The 16621-nt window shown below is 48.6% G+C and carries 16 protein-coding genes; 13 read left to right on the top strand and 3 right to left on the bottom strand.

The features are described 5' to 3' along the window. Positions 1-6: 6 nt before the first annotated feature. Entirely contained in the window at positions 7-267 is a 261-nt protein-coding gene (rpsT, locus tag P9687_RS04045) for a 30S ribosomal protein S20 (protein ID WP_017550564.1), read from the bottom strand. Positions 268-402: 135 nt separating this feature from the next. On the opposite strand from rpsT, the gene gpr reads away from it, so the two are divergent. The 11 genes from gpr to mtaB all read left to right on the top strand — a co-directional run bounded on the left by gpr (position 403) and on the right by mtaB (position 14154). After that, complete coding sequence (gene gpr, locus P9687_RS04040; protein WP_017550563.1) at positions 403-1554, top strand: GPR endopeptidase; 1152 nt, start codon at positions 403-405, stop codon at positions 1552-1554. A 105-nt stretch (positions 1555-1659) separates the two neighbouring features. Beyond that, positions 1660-2862: a stage II sporulation protein P gene (locus P9687_RS04035; protein WP_014097965.1), complete on the top strand. Its 1203-nt coding sequence runs from the start codon at positions 1660-1662 to the stop codon at positions 2860-2862. A 125-nt stretch (positions 2863-2987) separates the two neighbouring features. Next, positions 2988-4820: a translation elongation factor 4 gene (gene lepA / locus P9687_RS04030; RefSeq protein WP_035199711.1), complete on the top strand. Its 1833-nt coding sequence runs from the start codon at positions 2988-2990 to the stop codon at positions 4818-4820. 92 nt (positions 4821-4912) lie between these two features. After that, positions 4913-6046 (top strand): radical SAM family heme chaperone HemW, encoded by a 1134-nt coding sequence (gene hemW / locus P9687_RS04025; protein WP_014097967.1) that lies wholly within the window; start codon positions 4913-4915, stop codon positions 6044-6046. A gap of 99 nt (positions 6047-6145) precedes the next feature. Continuing rightward, complete coding sequence (hrcA, locus tag P9687_RS04020) at positions 6146-7174, top strand: heat-inducible transcriptional repressor HrcA (RefSeq protein WP_014097968.1); 1029 nt, start codon at positions 6146-6148, stop codon at positions 7172-7174. A gap of 110 nt (positions 7175-7284) precedes the next feature. Next, positions 7285-7947: a nucleotide exchange factor GrpE gene (grpE, locus tag P9687_RS04015; RefSeq protein WP_014097969.1), complete on the top strand. Its 663-nt coding sequence runs from the start codon at positions 7285-7287 to the stop codon at positions 7945-7947. A 34-nt stretch (positions 7948-7981) separates the two neighbouring features. Beyond that, positions 7982-9808, top strand: a complete 1827-nt coding sequence (gene dnaK, locus P9687_RS04010; protein ID WP_328228778.1) for a molecular chaperone DnaK — start codon at positions 7982-7984, stop codon at positions 9806-9808. A 131-nt stretch (positions 9809-9939) separates the two neighbouring features. Next, positions 9940-11076 (top strand): molecular chaperone DnaJ, encoded by a 1137-nt coding sequence (gene dnaJ / locus P9687_RS04005; RefSeq protein ID WP_061565565.1) that lies wholly within the window; start codon positions 9940-9942, stop codon positions 11074-11076. Between the two features lie 22 nt (positions 11077-11098). Further along, the gene (prmA, locus tag P9687_RS04000; protein WP_014097972.1) at positions 11099-12037 is read left to right on the top strand and encodes a 50S ribosomal protein L11 methyltransferase; all 939 of its coding nucleotides are present in this window, start codon (positions 11099-11101) and stop codon (positions 12035-12037) included. 6 nt (positions 12038-12043) lie between these two features. After that, a complete protein-coding gene (locus tag P9687_RS03995) occupies positions 12044-12796 on the top strand; it encodes a 16S rRNA (uracil(1498)-N(3))-methyltransferase (RefSeq protein WP_017550561.1) in 753 nt (250 codons plus the stop codon). A gap of 5 nt (positions 12797-12801) precedes the next feature. After that, on the top strand, positions 12802-14154 hold the full coding sequence (mtaB, locus tag P9687_RS03990; protein ID WP_017550560.1) for a tRNA (N(6)-L-threonylcarbamoyladenosine(37)-C(2))-methylthiotransferase MtaB: 1353 nt from the start codon (positions 12802-12804) through the stop codon (positions 14152-14154). A 159-nt stretch (positions 14155-14313) separates the two neighbouring features. On the opposite strand, the gene P9687_RS03985 is transcribed toward mtaB, so the two are convergent. After that, positions 14314-15237, bottom strand: a complete 924-nt coding sequence (locus P9687_RS03985; RefSeq protein ID WP_017550559.1) for a Na/Pi symporter — start codon at positions 15235-15237, stop codon at positions 14314-14316. A 66-nt stretch (positions 15238-15303) separates the two neighbouring features. Then, positions 15304-15588 carry an acylphosphatase gene (locus P9687_RS03980; RefSeq protein ID WP_061565566.1) on the bottom strand — a complete coding sequence of 95 codons (285 nt, stop codon included), beginning with the start codon at positions 15586-15588 and terminating at the stop codon, positions 15304-15306. A gap of 201 nt (positions 15589-15789) precedes the next feature. Between P9687_RS03980 and rpsU the strand changes: the two genes are divergently transcribed. Together rpsU and P9687_RS03970 are read left to right on the top strand one after the other, a co-directional pair. Further along, positions 15790-15975 (top strand): 30S ribosomal protein S21, encoded by a 186-nt coding sequence (gene rpsU / locus P9687_RS03975; RefSeq protein WP_014097977.1) that lies wholly within the window; start codon positions 15790-15792, stop codon positions 15973-15975. 14 nt (positions 15976-15989) lie between these two features. Then, the gene (locus P9687_RS03970) at positions 15990-16436 is read left to right on the top strand and encodes a GatB/YqeY domain-containing protein (RefSeq protein ID WP_026104524.1); all 447 of its coding nucleotides are present in this window, start codon (positions 15990-15992) and stop codon (positions 16434-16436) included. The last annotated feature ends 185 nt before the right edge of the window (positions 16437-16621 follow it).

Raw genomic sequence — 16621 nt, 5'->3', positions numbered from 1 at the left:
GGTGCGTTACGCCTGTTCGGATAATTTTTTCATCAGGCGTGATTTTTGGCGGCTTGCCGCATTTTTATGGATAAGGCCTTTAGATGCAGCTTTATCAAGGCGTTTCACCGCATCGACTAAAAGTGCTTTTGCGTTTTCGTCGTTGTTTTCAACCGCCGCTTCAAACTTTTTCACTGCCGTACGCATGGCGGATTTTGCCGCTGTATTTTGAGCATAGTTTTTTTCGTTCACTTTTACGCGTTTAATCGCAGATTTAATGTTTGGCACCCGTTTCACCTCCTACGAGCAAACTTAGTTTGGCTCGTCCACTTTCACTTTAGAACAAATGATATTGTAACAAATGGAAGACAAGATTGCAATACATACAGCCGGAATTTGCACAAAACGAATGGTCTGGCTGGAATGGGGAAAAACAAGGATAAAGGAAACGGCCAAAAGGAGGAAGAAGAACAAATGGATCTCAGTGTTTATTCCGTCCGCACAGATTTAGCGATTGAAGCGCGTGATCTTGCAGTGGAAGAGAAAGTGAAGAACCGGGAAAGCGAAGAACTGGAAGGCGTAACGGTGGAAGAACGGACCGTAAACGATATAAAGGTGACGACGGTTCAAATTTCCAAAAAAGGGGAAAAAGTCATCGGAAAAAAGGCCGGGAATTATTTGACGATTGAAATGCAGGGCATCCGCAGCGGGGATATGGACATCCAGCAAAAGGTGGAAGAATTGTTTGCACTTGAGTTTAATCAATATTTGAAACATTTAAATATTGGTCCGGAGGCGAGCTGCCTTGTTGTCGGGCTCGGCAACTGGAATGTGACGCCTGATGCGCTCGGCCCGCTTGTTTGCGAAAAAGTGCTCGTCACCCGCCATCTGTTTAAAATCGAGCCGGAAAATGTTGAATCGCGCTACAGGCCGGTGAGTGCGCTTGCCCCGGGGGTTATGGGGCTGACCGGAATCGAAACGAGCGATATTATATTCGGCGTCAGTGAAAAATCGAAACCGGATTTTATTATTGTCGTCGATGCACTCGCATCCCGTTCGCTGGAAAGGGTGAATGCCACGATCCAGATCTCGGATACAGGCATTCAACCGGGATCCGGTGTCGGCAACAAGCGGAAAGAATTGTCGAAAGAAACGCTCGGTGTGCCGGTAATTGCGATCGGCGTTCCGACAGTGGTGGACGCCGTGACGATTACGAGCGACACGATCGATTTTCTTTTAAAACATTTTGGCAAAGAAATGAAAGAATCAGGCCGGCCTTCACGGGCGCTTGCACCGGCAGGGCTTTCGTTCGGGGAAAAGCGGAGGCTAACGGAAGAAGATCTGCCGGGAAGTGAAGCACGGAAAATGTTTATGGGAATTGTCGGCAATCTGGATGAACAGGAAAAGCGGAAACTGATTCACGAAGTGCTCGCGCCGCTCGGCCATAACTTAATGGTGACGCCAAAAGAAGTGGACATTTTTATGGAAGATATGGCAAATCTTCTGGCGAGCGGGCTAAATGCGGCGCTCCACCCCCATGTGAACCAGGAAAATACCGGTTTTAAGACGAGGTAAGTTGCAGGCGCTCCGCCATAGCCCGAGGGCGCCCCCGCTTTTCGGTGTTCTATTCTTCCATGAGATTCATAGAATGTAATAGAATCGATTGGAAAGGGTGGGACGATGAAAAGCGGCAGGCATTCCAGCCATTTTTTTATATTGAATCTGACCAGTGTGATACGCCTAATCTCTATAATCATCCTGTCCCTCGTGCTTGTTGTCATCTTAATTGGCACATTGACGTCGTTGAAGCCGGGATACCGGGTTTCCTCTTCGGCTGTCAATGAAGCCGCAAAGCATCTTTCAAGCAAAACATTGTACAAGTACCTGCTGTCGGACAGCCAGCTGCTTGTACACCATTTTCCGGATACGGACGAGCGGCCGGTCGGAAATCTCGTGTTTGAAATGCTCACCAACATCCGCTTTGAAGACCCGCGCAGCTTTCTCGGGCGTGAACTGCCGGGATTTGAAATCTTTGACAGCAAAATCCTTGTTGCCGGAGACGGCGCTGACTATACGAATATGCCGATTGAATCCGTCCCGCCTGACAGCGCCTTGCAATCGAAAGACCCGGCCACACAAAATACGGAAAAAATCGAGGAAAATGGCGGATCGGACGATGCAAAACAGCGGCCCGGGCGGACAACGGGCGGCAAGAAACGGGTGTTGATTTATTTTACCCATACACATGAATCCTATCTGCCGTATTTAAAAGGCGTCACGAATCCCGACCTTGCCCAGCATTCGAAGATCAACGTAACAAAAGTCGGGGCGAGGCTCGCGCAGGATCTCGAGGACAAGGGAATTGGCGCAGAGGCGAATACGACTGATGTGTTGAAGCTACTTGAGAAAAACCATATGCAGTATTACCAGTCTTACCAAGGATCGCGCACCGTCGTCGAATCGGCGATGAAAAACGACCGCGACCTTCAATATTTTATTGACATCCACCGCGATTCGAGAAGAAAAAAAGATACGACCGTTACCATCAATGGAAAATCGTATGCAAAAATTGCTTTTGTGATCGGCGGGGAAAACCCGAACTGGGAAAAGAATGCAAAGCTGGCTGAGGATTTGCATAACTTGATCAAAAAGAAGTATAAAAACCTGTCAAGGGGTGTCATTTTGAAGAAAGGGGCGTCAACCAACGGAAAATTCAACCAGGATTTATCGGGAAATGCTTTTCTCATTGAAGTCGGCGGCGTGGATAATACTTTTGAAGAAATGTACCGGACGATGGATGTTTTTGCCGATGTGTTCGCTGGGTATTACTGGCAGGCGGACAGTGTAAACGGCGCCGGGAGCGGACAATCAGGAAACCGTTAGCCGTCTGAACAGGCGGTTCTTTTTTTGGCGAGGCGCGGCTGATCATTTTTCGTTGAAGTCGCGCTTTCCTGCTGATATAATCAGAAATAGTGTACATGTGCCGAATACAGGAGTGAAGGTAAATGATGAACCGTGAAGAAAAATTAGACAGGCAGAGGAGGATCCGCAACTTTTCCATTATTGCCCATATCGACCATGGCAAATCGACTTTGGCCGACCGCATTCTGGAAAAGACCCATGCGCTGAGCGAGCGCGAAATGAAGGACCAGCTCCTCGATTCGATGGAACTGGAACGGGAACGCGGAATTACGATCAAATTAAATGCCGTCCGGCTGAACTATAAAGCAAATGACGGGGAAGAATACATTTTCCATTTGATTGATACCCCGGGACATGTAGACTTTACATACGAAGTGTCACGCAGCCTTGCCGCCTGTGAAGGAGCGGTGCTCGTTGTCGATGCCGCGCAAGGGGTCGAGGCGCAAACGCTTGCAAATGTTTATCTTGCATTGGATAACAATCTTGAAATTATCCCGGTCATCAATAAAATTGACCTGCCTTCCGCCGATCCGGAACGCGTCCAGCAGGAAATAGAAGATGTGATCGGCCTTGATGCATCGGAAGCCGTTCTTGCTTCCGCTAAAGCCGGAATCGGGATTGAAGATATTCTTGAACAGGTTGTCGAAAAAGTACCGGCGCCTGAGGGGGATCCGGATGCCCCGCTGAAGGCGCTTATTTTTGACTCGCTGTATGATTCGTACCGCGGCGTGATTGCCTATATCCGTGTAATGGAGGGCTCTGTCAGAGTCGGGGATAAGATTAAACTGATGTCAACCGGCAAGGAATTTGAAGTGACAGCGCTTGGCGTAAGCACCCCGAAACCGTTGTACATAGACGAATTAACTGTCGGCGATGTCGGATTTTTAACGGCATCGATTAAAAATGTAAAAGACACGCGCGTCGGCGATACGATTACAAGCGCTGAAAATCCTGCAAAAGAGGCGCTTCCCGGTTACCGGCGGATGAATCCGATGGTTTACTGCGGCCTGTACCCGGTAGACAGCGCGAAATTCAATGATTTGCGGGATGCCCTTGAAAAGCTGGAGTTAAATGATTCGTCGCTGCAATATGAGCCGGAAACATCGCAGGCGCTCGGTTTTGGTTTCCGTTGCGGTTTTCTCGGGCTCCTGCATATGGAAATCATCCAAGAACGGCTTGAACGCGAATTCAACATTGATCTGATTACGACCGCGCCAAGCGTCATTTATAAAACTAAACTGACGGACGGCAGTGAAGTGACGGTTGATAATCCGGCGAATTTGCCGGAACCGCAGAAAATCGAATATATCGAAGAGCCGTACGTGCGCGCGTCCATTATGGTTCCGAACGATTATGTCGGCGCAGTGATGGAAATTGCCCAGGCAAAACGCGGCAATTTTATCGATATGCAGTACCTCGATGATATCCGTGTCAATGTCATTTATGAAATCCCGCTCTCTGAGATTGTATACGACTTTTTTGACCAGCTGAAATCGAGTACAAAAGGGTATGCTTCCTTTGATTACGAATTGATCGGCTACAAACAGTCCAATCTCGTAAAAATGGATATTTTACTGAATGGGGAAAAAGTGGACGCCCTCAGTTTCATCGTCCACCGCGACTTTGCGTACGAGCGCGGCAAGACGATTGTCGAAAGATTAAAAGAACTCATCCCGCGTCAGCAGTTTGAAGTGCCAGTACAGGCGGCAGTCGGCCAGAAAATTATTGCGCGTTCCAATATTAAAGCATTGCGCAAAAACGTGCTTTCAAAATGTTACGGCGGGGACATTTCCCGGAAACGGAAACTGCTTGAAAAGCAAAAAGAAGGTAAGAAAAGGATGAAGCAGGTCGGTTCTGTTGAAATCCCGCAGGAAGCGTTTATGGCTGTGCTGAAAATGGACGAGACCCCGAAAAAATAACCGGGGGCGGGTAGGGAGCGGATTGGCGGCTGTCCGCGCGCTCCTTTTCCCCGGGGCATGCCCGTGATGAAAACAAATAAGGTTGTGATGCAATGAAAGCCGCATATATTCATGTTCCATTTTGTGAACATATTTGTTATTACTGCGATTTCAATAAATTTTTGTTAAAAGGCCAGCCGGTGGATGAATACATTGAGATGCTGCTGGAAGAAATGCGGATCAAAACGGCTGAAGCCCCTTGTGAAAAGCTGAGCACGGTCTTTGTCGGAGGTGGCACGCCGACCGCGCTGAATGAGCGGCAGCTTGAAAAACTGCTTGCCGCAATCCGCACGATCCTGCCTTATGACGGGGACGGGGAGTTTACATTTGAAGCCAATCCCGGGGAAACGTCAGAAGAGAAGCTACGCCTTCTGCATGACTACGGTGTCAACCGGCTGAGTTTCGGCGTCCAGTCGTTCAATGACCGGCTGCTTGAGAAAATCGGACGGACCCACCGCCGGGAAGATGTCTACCGGACGATCAGCCATGCGAGAAAGATCGGTTTTTCCAATATCAGCATGGATTTGATGTTCGCGCTTCCCGGGCAGACGCTTGAAGATTTCCGCGAAACGCTTGACGAAGCCTTGTCGATGGGGCTGCCGCATTATTCAAGTTATTCGCTGATCATTGAGCCGAAGACGATTTTTTACAATCTGCTGCGGAAAGGAAAACTCCGCCTGCCGTCACAAGATGCGGAAGCGGATATGTACAGCATGTTAATGGACGAGATGGAAAAGCACGGCCTAAAGCAGTATGAGATCAGCAATTTTGCCACACCCGGCTATGAAAGCCGCCACAATCTCGTCTATTGGAATAATGAAGAATATTTCGGTTTCGGCGCCGGCGCCCATGGGTATGAAAAAGGTGTCCGCCTGTCCAATTACGGCGCATTGAAAAAATATATCGGCATGCTCCGGGACGGGTGCCTCCCTGTTATGGAAACACATACAGAGACAAAAAAAGAAAAAATGGAAGAAGAAATGTTTCTCGGGCTCAGAAAAAACGAAGGCGTCCGTTTCCGCCATTTCCGTGAAAAATTTGGAGTGGATATGAAAGAAGTTTTTGCAGGCGCGATCAAAGAAATGACAGAACGCGGGCTTCTTGAAGAAAAGGGCGGTTCTCTCCGGCTGACAAGGGAAGGGCGTTTTCTCGGCAATGAAGTCTTTGAAGCTTTTCTCCTCAGTTGACGCTTGATGTAAATATATTGACAACAACAGGGGATTTTGTTAATTTATTTATATAAATTAGCACTCGTTTATACGGAGTGCTAACAGGGGTGATGGAAGTTGTTAACTGATCGTCAGCTGTTGATTTTGCAAGTGATCATTGATGACTTTATTCGTTCCGCCCAGCCGGTAGGTTCCAGGACGCTTTCCAAGAAAAACGGCATTTCCTTCAGTTCCGCTACGATCCGGAATGAAATGGCAGATCTTGAGGAACTTGGGTTTATTGAAAAAACACATACGTCATCCGGCAGGGTACCTTCTGAAAAAGGGTACCGTTATTACGTCGATCATCTTCTGTCGCCACAAAAACTGGGACCGGCAGACATATCGCAGCTTCATTCGATTTTTGCCGAAAAAATAGACGAAATGGAAGAGCTTGTGAAAAAGTCTGCCCAAATCCTTTCCGAAATGACGAACTACACGGCGATTCTGCTTGGCCCGGAAGTCAAAGATACGAAACTGAAAAATATGCAGATCGTCCCGCTGAATGAAAAAACGGCGGTTGCCATTATGATTACCGATACCGGCCGCGTGGAGAACAAGACGATTTCGCTGCCGGAAGGATTCCGCCCGGGCGAACTTGAAAAAATGGTCAATATTTTTAACGAGCGGCTGGCCAATGTGCCGATTCCGGATTTAAGGGATAAAATATATAAAGAAGTCGCTGACATTTTGCGCAGCCATACTGAAAACTATGAATCGATCCTGAAGACCGTAATCAGCATGTTCAACGAAAACCGGCATGATAAAATTTTTGTCGGCGGGAAAGCCAATATTTTGAACCAGCCGGAGTTCCATGACCTTGAGAAAGTCCGTCCCCTTCTTGATATGATAGAACGGGAAGACAGTTTTTATGACCTGGTCAAACGCGTGCCGAGCGGCATTCACGTAAAAATCGGGAAAGAAAACCAGATTTCCGAGATGGCAGATTGCAGTATGATTACAGCCACCTATTCGATCGGTAACCAGCCGGTCGGCAAAATTGCAATTTTGGGCCCTACGCGCATGGAATATTCACGCGTCATCAGCATAGTGGATTTCTTGAGTAATGATATGACCAACGCCTTGACGAAACTGTATGACGGATAGGCAATACGGGCATATTGGGTAGGGAGGCTTAAAGCGCAAAAGCACATGCTTTAAGTCCTTTCTTACTGGACTTTTTTATGCCCGTCTCATTTTAAAGGGGGTGAACGCTCATGGCAGACGAACAAAACAAACGTGCTTCAGAAGAAGTGAAAGACGAACAAAAACGGGCTTCGGATGAAGTGAAAGAAGGACAAATTGAATCCGTTTTTGCGGAAGAAAAAGATACGGAAAATCAGCAGGCGCCGCCAGAGGGCGAAGGTAATGGAGCGGAAAAGGCGGAGAAGCCTGAAACCGAAAATGCCGCTGAAGAACTGAATAAAGCTAAAGAGGAGATTGAGAAATTGCGGAATGAGCTCGATCAGGCTGAAAACCGTTATCTCCGCCTGCGCGCAGATTTTGACAATTACAGGCGCCGCGTAAATCTGGACCGCGAAGCAGCCGAGAAATACAGGGCACAGGATCTGATTGTGAACCTGCTGCCGGCGCTTGACAATTTTGAACGCGCACTGTCCATGGCTGAAAAAAATGAACATACGGCCCAGTTGCTGGACGGGATGGAAATGGTCTACCGCAGCATTTTGGAGGCGCTGAAAAAAGAAGGCGCAGAACCGATTGAAGCACTCGGGAAAGAATTCGACCCGCACTATCACCAGGCGATCATGCAGGGGCAGGAAGAAGGCACTGCGTCCAATGTTGTGATCGAGGAATTCCAAAAAGGGTACATTTTAAAAGACAGGGTGATCCGCCCGTCCATGGTGAAAGTGAACGAGTAACGCGCTTTACATAATTTTTAAGGGAGGCATTATCATGAGCAAAATTATCGGCATTGACTTAGGTACGACGAACTCATGTGTCGCAGTTTTGGAAGGCGGCGAACCGAAAGTCATTCCGAACCCGGAAGGAGGCAGGACAACACCGTCTGTTGTCGCTTTTAAAAACGGGGAACGCCAGGTAGGGGAAGTCGCCAAACGCCAGGCGATCACAAATCCGAATACGATTATCTCGATCAAACGCCATATGGGCACGACACACAAAGTCACGGCGGAAGGAAAAGAATATACGCCACAGGAAATTTCCGCCATGATTCTGCAATACTTGAAATCGTATGCGGAAGATTATCTGGGCGAAAAAGTCGAAAAAGCGGTCGTTACGGTCCCTGCTTATTTCAATGATGCCCAGCGCCAAGCAACGAAAGACGCCGGGAAAATTGCCGGGCTTGAAGTCGAACGGATTATCAACGAACCGACTGCCGCAGCGCTGGCATACGGCCTTGATAAAACGGATGAAGACCAGACCATCCTTGTATTTGACCTTGGCGGTGGTACATTTGATGTTTCCATCCTTGAACTCGGCGACGGCGTCTTTGAAGTGCACGCGACAGCCGGTGACAACCATCTCGGCGGCGACGACTTCGACCAGGCGATCATCGATTACCTTGTCAGTGAATTTAAGAAAGAACACGGCATCGACCTGTCGAAAGACAAAATGGCGCTCCAGCGTTTAAAAGATGCGGCTGAAAAAGCGAAAAAAGATTTGTCAGGGGTCACTTCCACCCAAATCTCCCTGCCGTTTATTACAGCAGGGGAATCAGGCCCGCTCCACCTGGAAATGACGTTAACCCGTGCGAAATTCGACGAACTGACGGCAGACCTTGTTGAACGGACAATGGGCCCGACACGCCAGGCGTTGCAGGATGCAGGGCTCACGGCGAATGACATCGATAAAGTCATCTTAGTCGGTGGCTCGACCCGGATTCCGGCCGTTCAGGAAGCGATCCGCAAAGAAATCGGGAAAGAACCGCATAAAGGTGTCAACCCGGATGAAGTCGTGGCGATGGGTGCCGCAATCCAGGGCGGCGTATTGACCGGGGATGTGAAAGACGTCGTGCTTCTCGACGTTACGCCGCTGTCGCTCGGAATTGAAACAATGGGCGGCGTGTTCACGAAACTGATTGAGCGCAACACAACGATCCCGACTTCAAAATCGCAAATCTTTTCAACTGCAGCGGATAACCAGACAGCCGTTGACATTCATGTCCTGCAGGGCGAACGCCCGATGGCTGCCGACAACAAAACGCTCGGCCGTTTCCAATTGACCGATATTCCGCCGGCACCGCGCGGCATTCCGCAAATCGAAGTTACGTTTGATATTGATAAAAACGGGATTGTCAATGTCAGCGCAAAAGACCTTGGCACCGGCAAACAACAAAAGATTACGATCAAATCGTCCACCACTTTGTCCGATGAAGAAATCGAACGGATGGTAAAAGAAGCGGAAGCGAACGCAGAAAAAGACAAGAAGCGCAAAGAAGAAGCGGAACTCCGCAATGAAGCCGACCAGCTTGTATTCACTGCTGAAAAAACATTAAAAGAACTGGAAGGAAAAGTGGACGCATCTGAAATTTCCAAAGCCGAAAAAGCAAAAGACGAATTAAAAGCGGCCATTGAGAAGAACGATCTCAATGAAATCAGGCAGAAAAAAGATGCGCTGCAGGAAATCGTCCAAGACTTGTCCGTCAAACTGTATCAGCAGGCGGCACAACAGCAGCAAAACACGGATGCCGGGGGAGACGGAAAAAAAGATGACAATGTTGTCGACGCTGATTTTGAAGAAGTCGATGATAATAAAAAATAACGATAAAACAATATGGCCATTTTTCAATGAGTCAGGAAAAAAGTCAAAGTCTGGTCTATTCTCGGCTTTGACTTTTTTCTTATGCAAATGCTACAATTACCTTTATGTGAACGTTTCGGGAGTGAGAAGAAATGAGTAAACGGGATTACTATGAAGTGTTGGGCGTCGCGAAAGATGCATCGAAAGACGAGATAAAAAAAGCGTACCGCAAGCTTTCCAAAAAATACCACCCGGATATTAACAAAGCGCCTGATGCTGCAGAAAAATTCAAGGAAATCCAGGAAGCGTACGAAGTGTTGAGCGATGACCAGAAACGCGCTCAATATGACCAGTTCGGGCATGCAGGGCCGAACCAGGGCTTCGGGGGCGGAAACGGTTTTGGCGGATTCAGCAGCTCGGATTTTGACAGTTTTGGTTTTGAAGATATTTTCAGCACTTTCTTTGGCGGCGGCAGAAGAAATGACCCGAATGCGCCAAGGCAGGGGGCTGATTTGCAATATACGATGACGCTTGAATTTGAGGAAGCGGTTTTCGGGAAAGAGACGGACATCCGGATTCCGCGCGAGGAAACTTGTGACACCTGCCACGGAACCGGGGCAAAACCGGGAACGCATCCGAAAGAATGCCCGCACTGCCACGGAACCGGCCAGCTCAATACCGAGCAATCAACACCGTTCGGCCGGATTGTGAACCGCAGGGTATGCCATTACTGCGGCGGTACAGGCAAGATCATTACAGACAAATGCAAAACTTGCGGTGGTACCGGAAAAGTGAAAAAGCGCCGCAAAATTCATGTCAAAATTCCGGCCGGCATCGACGACGGGCAGCAGCTCCGCGTTGCAGGCCAGGGCGAACCGGGTATAAACGGCGGACCGGCCGGTGACCTGTACATTATTTTCCATGTCCGGCCGCATGAACTGTTCGAACGGGACGGCGATGACATCTACTGCGAAATCCCGATTGCTTTTACCCAGGCTGCTTTAGGCGACGAAATCGAAGTGCCGACGTTGCACGGGAAAGTTAAATTAAAAATTCCGGCCGGCACACAATCCGGCACGAAATTCAGGCTGCGCGGGAAAGGCGTGCCGAATGTCCATGGGCACGGCACCGGCGACCAGCATGTCATCACGAGAATTGTAACCCCGACGAAGCTCACCGAACGGCAAAAACAACTATTGCGTGAATTCGCCGAAGTGAGCGGAGAGGTCCCGGATGAACAAAGCAGCAATTTTTTTGACAAAATGAAACGGGCATTTAAAGGGGACTAAACAGGAATGGAGTGAGGCGTTCATGAAATGGTCGGAAATTATGATTCACACCACGAATGAAGCGGTGGAGCCGATTTCGAATATTTTATATGAAGCGGGCGCCGGCGGGATTGTGATCGAGGACTCGGATGAGCTGCTGAAAGAGCACGACGACCAGTACGGTGAAATTTATGAACTGGATCCGGACGATTTTCCGGAAGAAGGGGTCATCATTAAAGCCTATCTGCCTGTGAACAGCTTTTTAGGTGAAACTGTCGAGGAAATTAAACAGGCGATTACCAATCTGACCACTTTTGATATTGATATCGGCCCGAACAAGGTGACGATCAGCGAAGTGCATGAAGAAGAATGGGCAACGGCATGGAAAAAATACTACAATCCCGTGAAAATATCCGAAAAATTTACGATTGTGCCGACGTGGGAAAATTATGAGCCGGTATCAAGCGATGAGCTGATCATTGAACTGGACCCCGGCATGGCGTTCGGCACCGGCACCCATCCGACCACGGTCATGTGCATTCAGGCATTGGAACGAACGGTAAAACCGGGCGACTCGGTGATGGATGTCGGCACCGGTTCCGGCGTGTTAAGCATTGCCAGCGCCATGCTTGGAGCAGAGCGGGTGCTTGCACTTGATCTGGACGAGGTGGCGGTTCGGGCGGCTACGCTCAATGTGAAACTCAATAAAGTCCAAAACCGGGTAACCGTCAAACAAAATGATCTGTTGAAGGGCGTAAACGAACAAGCCGATGTGATGGTGGCCAATATTCTTGCTGAAGTGATCGCCCGTTTTGCTGAAGACGCATTCGGACATGTCAAACCGGGCGGCCATTTTATTGCTTCCGGAATTATCCGGCAAAAAAAGGACCTTGTCGTGGACGCACTCACTTCTGCCGGCTTCATCATTGAAGAAACGATGGTCATGGAAGACTGGGTTGCGCTCATCGCAAAGCGCGGGTGATTGGCCATGCAGCGTTATTTTTTGGATCGGCCGTATCGCGGTGAGCAGGAAATCCGCCTGAGTGGCGAAAATTACCATCATATCGCGCGCGTCATGAGAATGTCCGTCGGAAGCCGCTTCTATGGTGTATTTTCAGATGAAAAGGTGTGCATTTGTGAAATCGGGGAGATTACAGGTGATGCCGTTGTGGCCCGGATTACCGGATGGGAAACCGCTGTAAAAGAGCTTCCGGTCCATGTGACGGTATCATGCGGACTCCCGAAAGCGGATAAACTGGAATGGATCATCCAAAAGGGAACAGAGCTCGGCGCCTTTCAATTTTTGCCTTTCCTTGCAGAAAGATCCGTTGTAAAATGGGACACAAAGAAAGAAGCAAAAAAACGCGAACGCTGGCAAAAGATTGCCCGGGAAGCCGCAGAACAGTCGCACCGCAGCCACTTGCCTAAAGTCAGCCCCCCTGTTTCTTTCCAGCAGCTGATCGAAGAAAGCCATACATATCAATATAAGCTGGTTGCTTTTGAAGAAAATGCAAAAGAAGGGGAACAGCACCGGTTTGCGGAAATGTTGTCAAACATGTCGGAAGGCGGCAATGTACTGGCCGTTTTCGGGCCGGAAGGGGGCCTGTCCCTTGATGAAATCAAAAAGCTTGAAGCAGCCGGATTTGTATCCTGCGGCTTAGGTCCGCGCATTTTGCGGGCGGAGACGGCGCCTTTATATGTACTTTCTGCCATAAGTTACCATTTTGAATTAATGAGGTGAAGAGGATGTCAACCGTAGCATTCCATACATTAGGATGCAAAGTGAACCATTATGAGACGGAAGCCATGTGGCAGCTGTTTAAAAAAGCGGGCTATGAAAGAACCGACTTTGAAACGAATGCCGATGTCTACGTGATCAATACCTGTACGGTCACCAATACAGGAGACAAAAAGAGCCGTCAGATCATCCGCCGGGCAGTCCGACAAAACCCGGACGCCGTCGTTTGCGTGACCGGCTGTTATGCGCAAACCTCGCCGGGCGAGATCCTCGAAATTCCCGGTGTCGATGTCGTTGTCGGCACACAGGACCGTACCAAAATGCTTGGGTATATTGAACAGTACCTGAAAGAGCGCAAACCGGTCAATGCTGTGAAAAATATTATGAAAAACCGTGTGTATGAAGAAATGGAAGTGCCGTATTTTACCGACCGGCACCGGGCTTCCTTGAAAATCCAGGAAGGCTGCAACAATTTCTGCACATTTTGCATCATCCCGTGGGCACGCGGCCTGATGCGGTCAAGAGATCCCGAAAAGGTCATCGCGCAAGCCCAAAAGCTTGTCAATGCAGGCTATAAAGAACTGGTTTTAACCGGCATTCATACGGGCGGCTACGGCCAGGACTTAAAAGATTACAATCTTGCAATGCTGCTAAAGGACCTGGAGGAAAAAGTGCAGGGGCTGAAACGCGTCCGCATTTCGTCCATTGAAGCCAGCCAGCTGACGGATGAAGTGATTGACGTGATTAAACATTCGAAAGTCGTTGTCCGCCATATGCATGTTCCGATCCAGTCCGGTTCTGACACGGTGCTGAAAAGAATGCGCCGAAAATATACGATGGACCAGTTCGCGGAACGGATTACCAAATTGAAAGAAGCATTGCCGGGTCTTGCACTGACTTCTGATGTCATCGTCGGCTTCCCGGGTGAAACGGAAGAAGAGTTTATGGAAACATACAATTTCATAAAAGAACACCGGTTTGCGGAACTCCATGTTTTCCCGTACTCGCCTAGGACAGGCACGCCTGCTGCCAGAATGAAGGACCAGATTGATGAAGAAATCAAAAATGAACGTGTCCATCGCATGATTGCATTAAGCGACCAGCTGGCAAAAGAATATGCATCCCAATTTGAAAACGAGGTGCTTGAAGTCATTCCGGAAGAGCCGTTCAAAGAAGATCCGGAAAGCGGGCTGTACGAAGGCTATACAGATAATTACCTGAAAGTCGTTTTCCCGGCCACCCCGGATATGGTTGGAAAACTCGTCAAAGTGAAAATTACAAAAGCCGGGTATCCTTATAATGAAGCACAGTTCGTCAGAGTGATGGACGATGTCATGCCGGCCGTAAACGAAGCCATGTAACGAAAAACAAGATGGGCCTGTTTGCCCGAAAAGGCGTGCCCGATATAAAGGCAGCCCCCCACAAACAGAATGGCGTTTAAGAGGCCGGGGCAGCTTTCGGATAAAATGCCCATCCTTTAAAGCATATGGCAAAAACAACCGGGCTTTGGGCCCGGTTGTTTATTTTTTTCCATGAAAAGCGATGATAAACCGGCCAAATCTTTCGGAAAAGGGCAAAACAGCCAGTGAGGATAGAAGATTAAACAATAGGCTTGCATGGGCAAGCTGCTGTTCCGGATTAGCCGACAGCATCCGGCAGGTGTCCGCGAGCACATGGAGGAAAGGCAAAAACACAAGCGCCCCTCCGGCATTCAGCCAGACATGGGTAAATGCCGTCAGCCTTGCTTCCTCTCCGGCCCCGATGCTTGCCAGAAGACCGGTGATACATGTCCCAATATTGGCCCCGAGCATGATGCTAATCCCGGTTTCAAGCGGGAATACCCCGGCTGCAAGAAAACCCATCGCCATCCCGATCGTCACGGTGCTAGACTGGATCGCTGCAGAAAGCAAGATTCCGAGTAAGAAAGCGGACAAGAGGTGGGTATTTAAAACGGTAAACAAATGCTGGACAAAAGCGGTTTTTGATACCGGCACGGCAAGCTGCTCAAATCCGCGCATCGCCCCGAACACAAGCGAGAGGCCGAACAGAATCATCCCGGCGCTTTTGACGCGGCCTTTTCCGAAAAAATAGAAAACTGCCCCTGCCCCCAAAAAAGGCAGGCTCAAAGAGGAGAAGTCAAATGTCAGCAATTCAAGTGTGAAAGTCGTGCCAATATTTGTGCCCAAAATGATTCCGATCGATTGCGAAAACGTCAGCATTCCGGCAGAAACGAGCCCGACAGTGATGACCATCACGGCGGAGCTGCTTTGTAAAAGCGCCGTCAAAACCATCCCGAACAGCATCGCGGACAGCGGCCGGCCTGCCAGTTTTTTCAGCATGTTTCCGGCATGGCCGCCGGATAAGGCAAACAGCCCGGTCCGCAGCCGGTGAATGCCGAATAAAAACGTCACCGTTAACAAAAGAAATGAAAGTAAATAAAGCATGTCCTTCCCCCCGTATGATCATATGGAAAGGGGAGAAGGAACATGCCTTTTTATTTGGGAATTCATTTAATACAACACACGAAAATCACGGTACTGTTCTTGTTGCTGTAAATAGTCAATATCCATTCCGGTTACTTTTGCAAAGCGCGACGGCCCTTTTTTCAGCCCGCGGATAAATTGTTCCATCTCTTTTTTCTCGCCTTGCGCCATCACTTCGACAGTGCCATCGTCTTTGTTGCGGACCCACCCGCATATATTGTATTGTTTTGCCAAAAATTGGGTGTGGTAGCGGAAGCCGACGCCCTGCACCCTTCCTGAAACAATGATATGTAGCGTCTCCTGTTGTTCCATCGTCTCCCTCCAATCGTTTCCATGCCATCTTTGATCTCTATTATACCAAAAGGAGGAACAGGCGGGGCAAATAAGCAAAAGCCAAATCACGAAAGACAAGGCGCAAATGTTGACCGGTTATGGAGGATATTATATAATAATAAAGTGCACGGGTTGCTCAACCTGACATGTAACCGTTTGTGTTCGGAGGGAGGGAAAGAAATGTCTAAAACTGTCGTTCGAAAAAACGAGTCGCTTGATGATGCGCTTCGCCGCTTTAAACGTACTGTTTCGAAAACCGGAACTTTACAGGAATATAGAAAGCGCGAATTTTACGAAAAACCAAGCGTAAGACGCAAAAAGAAATCAGAAGCTGCTAGAAAAGCTGCTAAAAAACGTAAGTGGTAAGAGAGGGTGGAATGATGAGTCTTCTCGAGCGTTTAAATAGCGATATGAAGCAAGCGATGAAGAACAAAGATAAAGAAAGACTCTCCGTAATTCGTATGCTTAAGGCAGCTGTTCAAAACGAAGCGATCAGGCTCGGAAAAGACGGTTTGACGAATGATGAAGAGTTAACAGTCCTTTCTCGCGAAGTAAAGCAACGGAAAGACTCCCTCCAAGAATTTAAAAATGCAGGTCGCAGTGACCTTGTTGAAAAAGTCCAAAACGAATTGGCATATGTGAACGCATATTTGCCGGAGCAGCTTTCTGAAGACGAAGTGCGTGAAATTGTCCGGCAGACCATTGAAGAAGTGCATGCCGGGTCAAAAGCTGATTTCGGAAAAGTCATGGGAGCCGTCATGCCAAAAGTAAAAGGCAGAGCTGACGGTACGGTTGTGAGAAATATTGTGCAGCAGCAATTATCCTGACCTTTCTCATATAAGCCGGAAATCATTATGATTTCCGGCTTTTCGCTATGTTTTTTGCGCCTCTTTGCCGTATCCTTGAGCAGGAAACGAGGGTTTCCAAACGGCCCTGGACGTTTCGGACAAAAAAACTGCAAATAAAGTGATGAACCCCTTTTTTGTTTCATAAATATGAGATGAAAGGGGGT

Source organism: Weizmannia sp. CD-2023, from assembly GCF_036225245.1.
GTDB classification, from domain to species: domain Bacteria; phylum Bacillota; class Bacilli; order Bacillales; family Bacillaceae_C; genus Weizmannia; species Weizmannia faecalis.
The sequence above is the reverse complement of the archived record's forward strand: the minus strand, read 5'-3'. Positions and strand labels throughout refer to the sequence as shown.

What these genes read in the sequence shown, in the direction of transcription:
- mtaB (WP_017550560.1), top strand. Translation starts at nt 12,802, where the DNA reads ATGTCAACCGTAGCATTCCATACATTAGGATGCAAAGTGAACCATTAT.
- prmA (WP_014097972.1), top strand. Translation starts at nt 11,099, where the DNA reads ATGAAATGGTCGGAAATTATGATTCACACCACGAATGAAGCGGTGGAG.
- P9687_RS03970 (WP_026104524.1), top strand. Translation starts at nt 15,990, where the DNA reads ATGAGTCTTCTCGAGCGTTTAAATAGCGATATGAAGCAAGCGATGAAG.
- P9687_RS03985 (WP_017550559.1), bottom strand. Translation starts at nt 15,237, where the DNA reads ATGCTTTATTTACTTTCATTTCTTTTGTTAACGGTGACGTTTTTATTC.
- P9687_RS03980 (WP_061565566.1), bottom strand. Translation starts at nt 15,588, where the DNA reads ATGGAACAACAGGAGACGCTACATATCATTGTTTCAGGAAGGGTGCAG.
- P9687_RS04035 (WP_014097965.1), top strand. Translation starts at nt 1,660, where the DNA reads ATGAAAAGCGGCAGGCATTCCAGCCATTTTTTTATATTGAATCTGACC.
- rpsU (WP_014097977.1), top strand. Translation starts at nt 15,790, where the DNA reads ATGTCTAAAACTGTCGTTCGAAAAAACGAGTCGCTTGATGATGCGCTT.
- grpE (WP_014097969.1), top strand. Translation starts at nt 7,285, where the DNA reads ATGGCAGACGAACAAAACAAACGTGCTTCAGAAGAAGTGAAAGACGAA.
- gpr (WP_017550563.1), top strand. Translation starts at nt 403, where the DNA reads ATGGGGAAAAACAAGGATAAAGGAAACGGCCAAAAGGAGGAAGAAGAA.
- lepA (WP_035199711.1), top strand. Translation starts at nt 2,988, where the DNA reads ATGAACCGTGAAGAAAAATTAGACAGGCAGAGGAGGATCCGCAACTTT.
- dnaJ (WP_061565565.1), top strand. Translation starts at nt 9,940, where the DNA reads ATGAGTAAACGGGATTACTATGAAGTGTTGGGCGTCGCGAAAGATGCA.
- hemW (WP_014097967.1), top strand. Translation starts at nt 4,913, where the DNA reads ATGAAAGCCGCATATATTCATGTTCCATTTTGTGAACATATTTGTTAT.
- dnaK (WP_328228778.1), top strand. Translation starts at nt 7,982, where the DNA reads ATGAGCAAAATTATCGGCATTGACTTAGGTACGACGAACTCATGTGTC.
- P9687_RS03995 (WP_017550561.1), top strand. Translation starts at nt 12,044, where the DNA reads ATGCAGCGTTATTTTTTGGATCGGCCGTATCGCGGTGAGCAGGAAATC.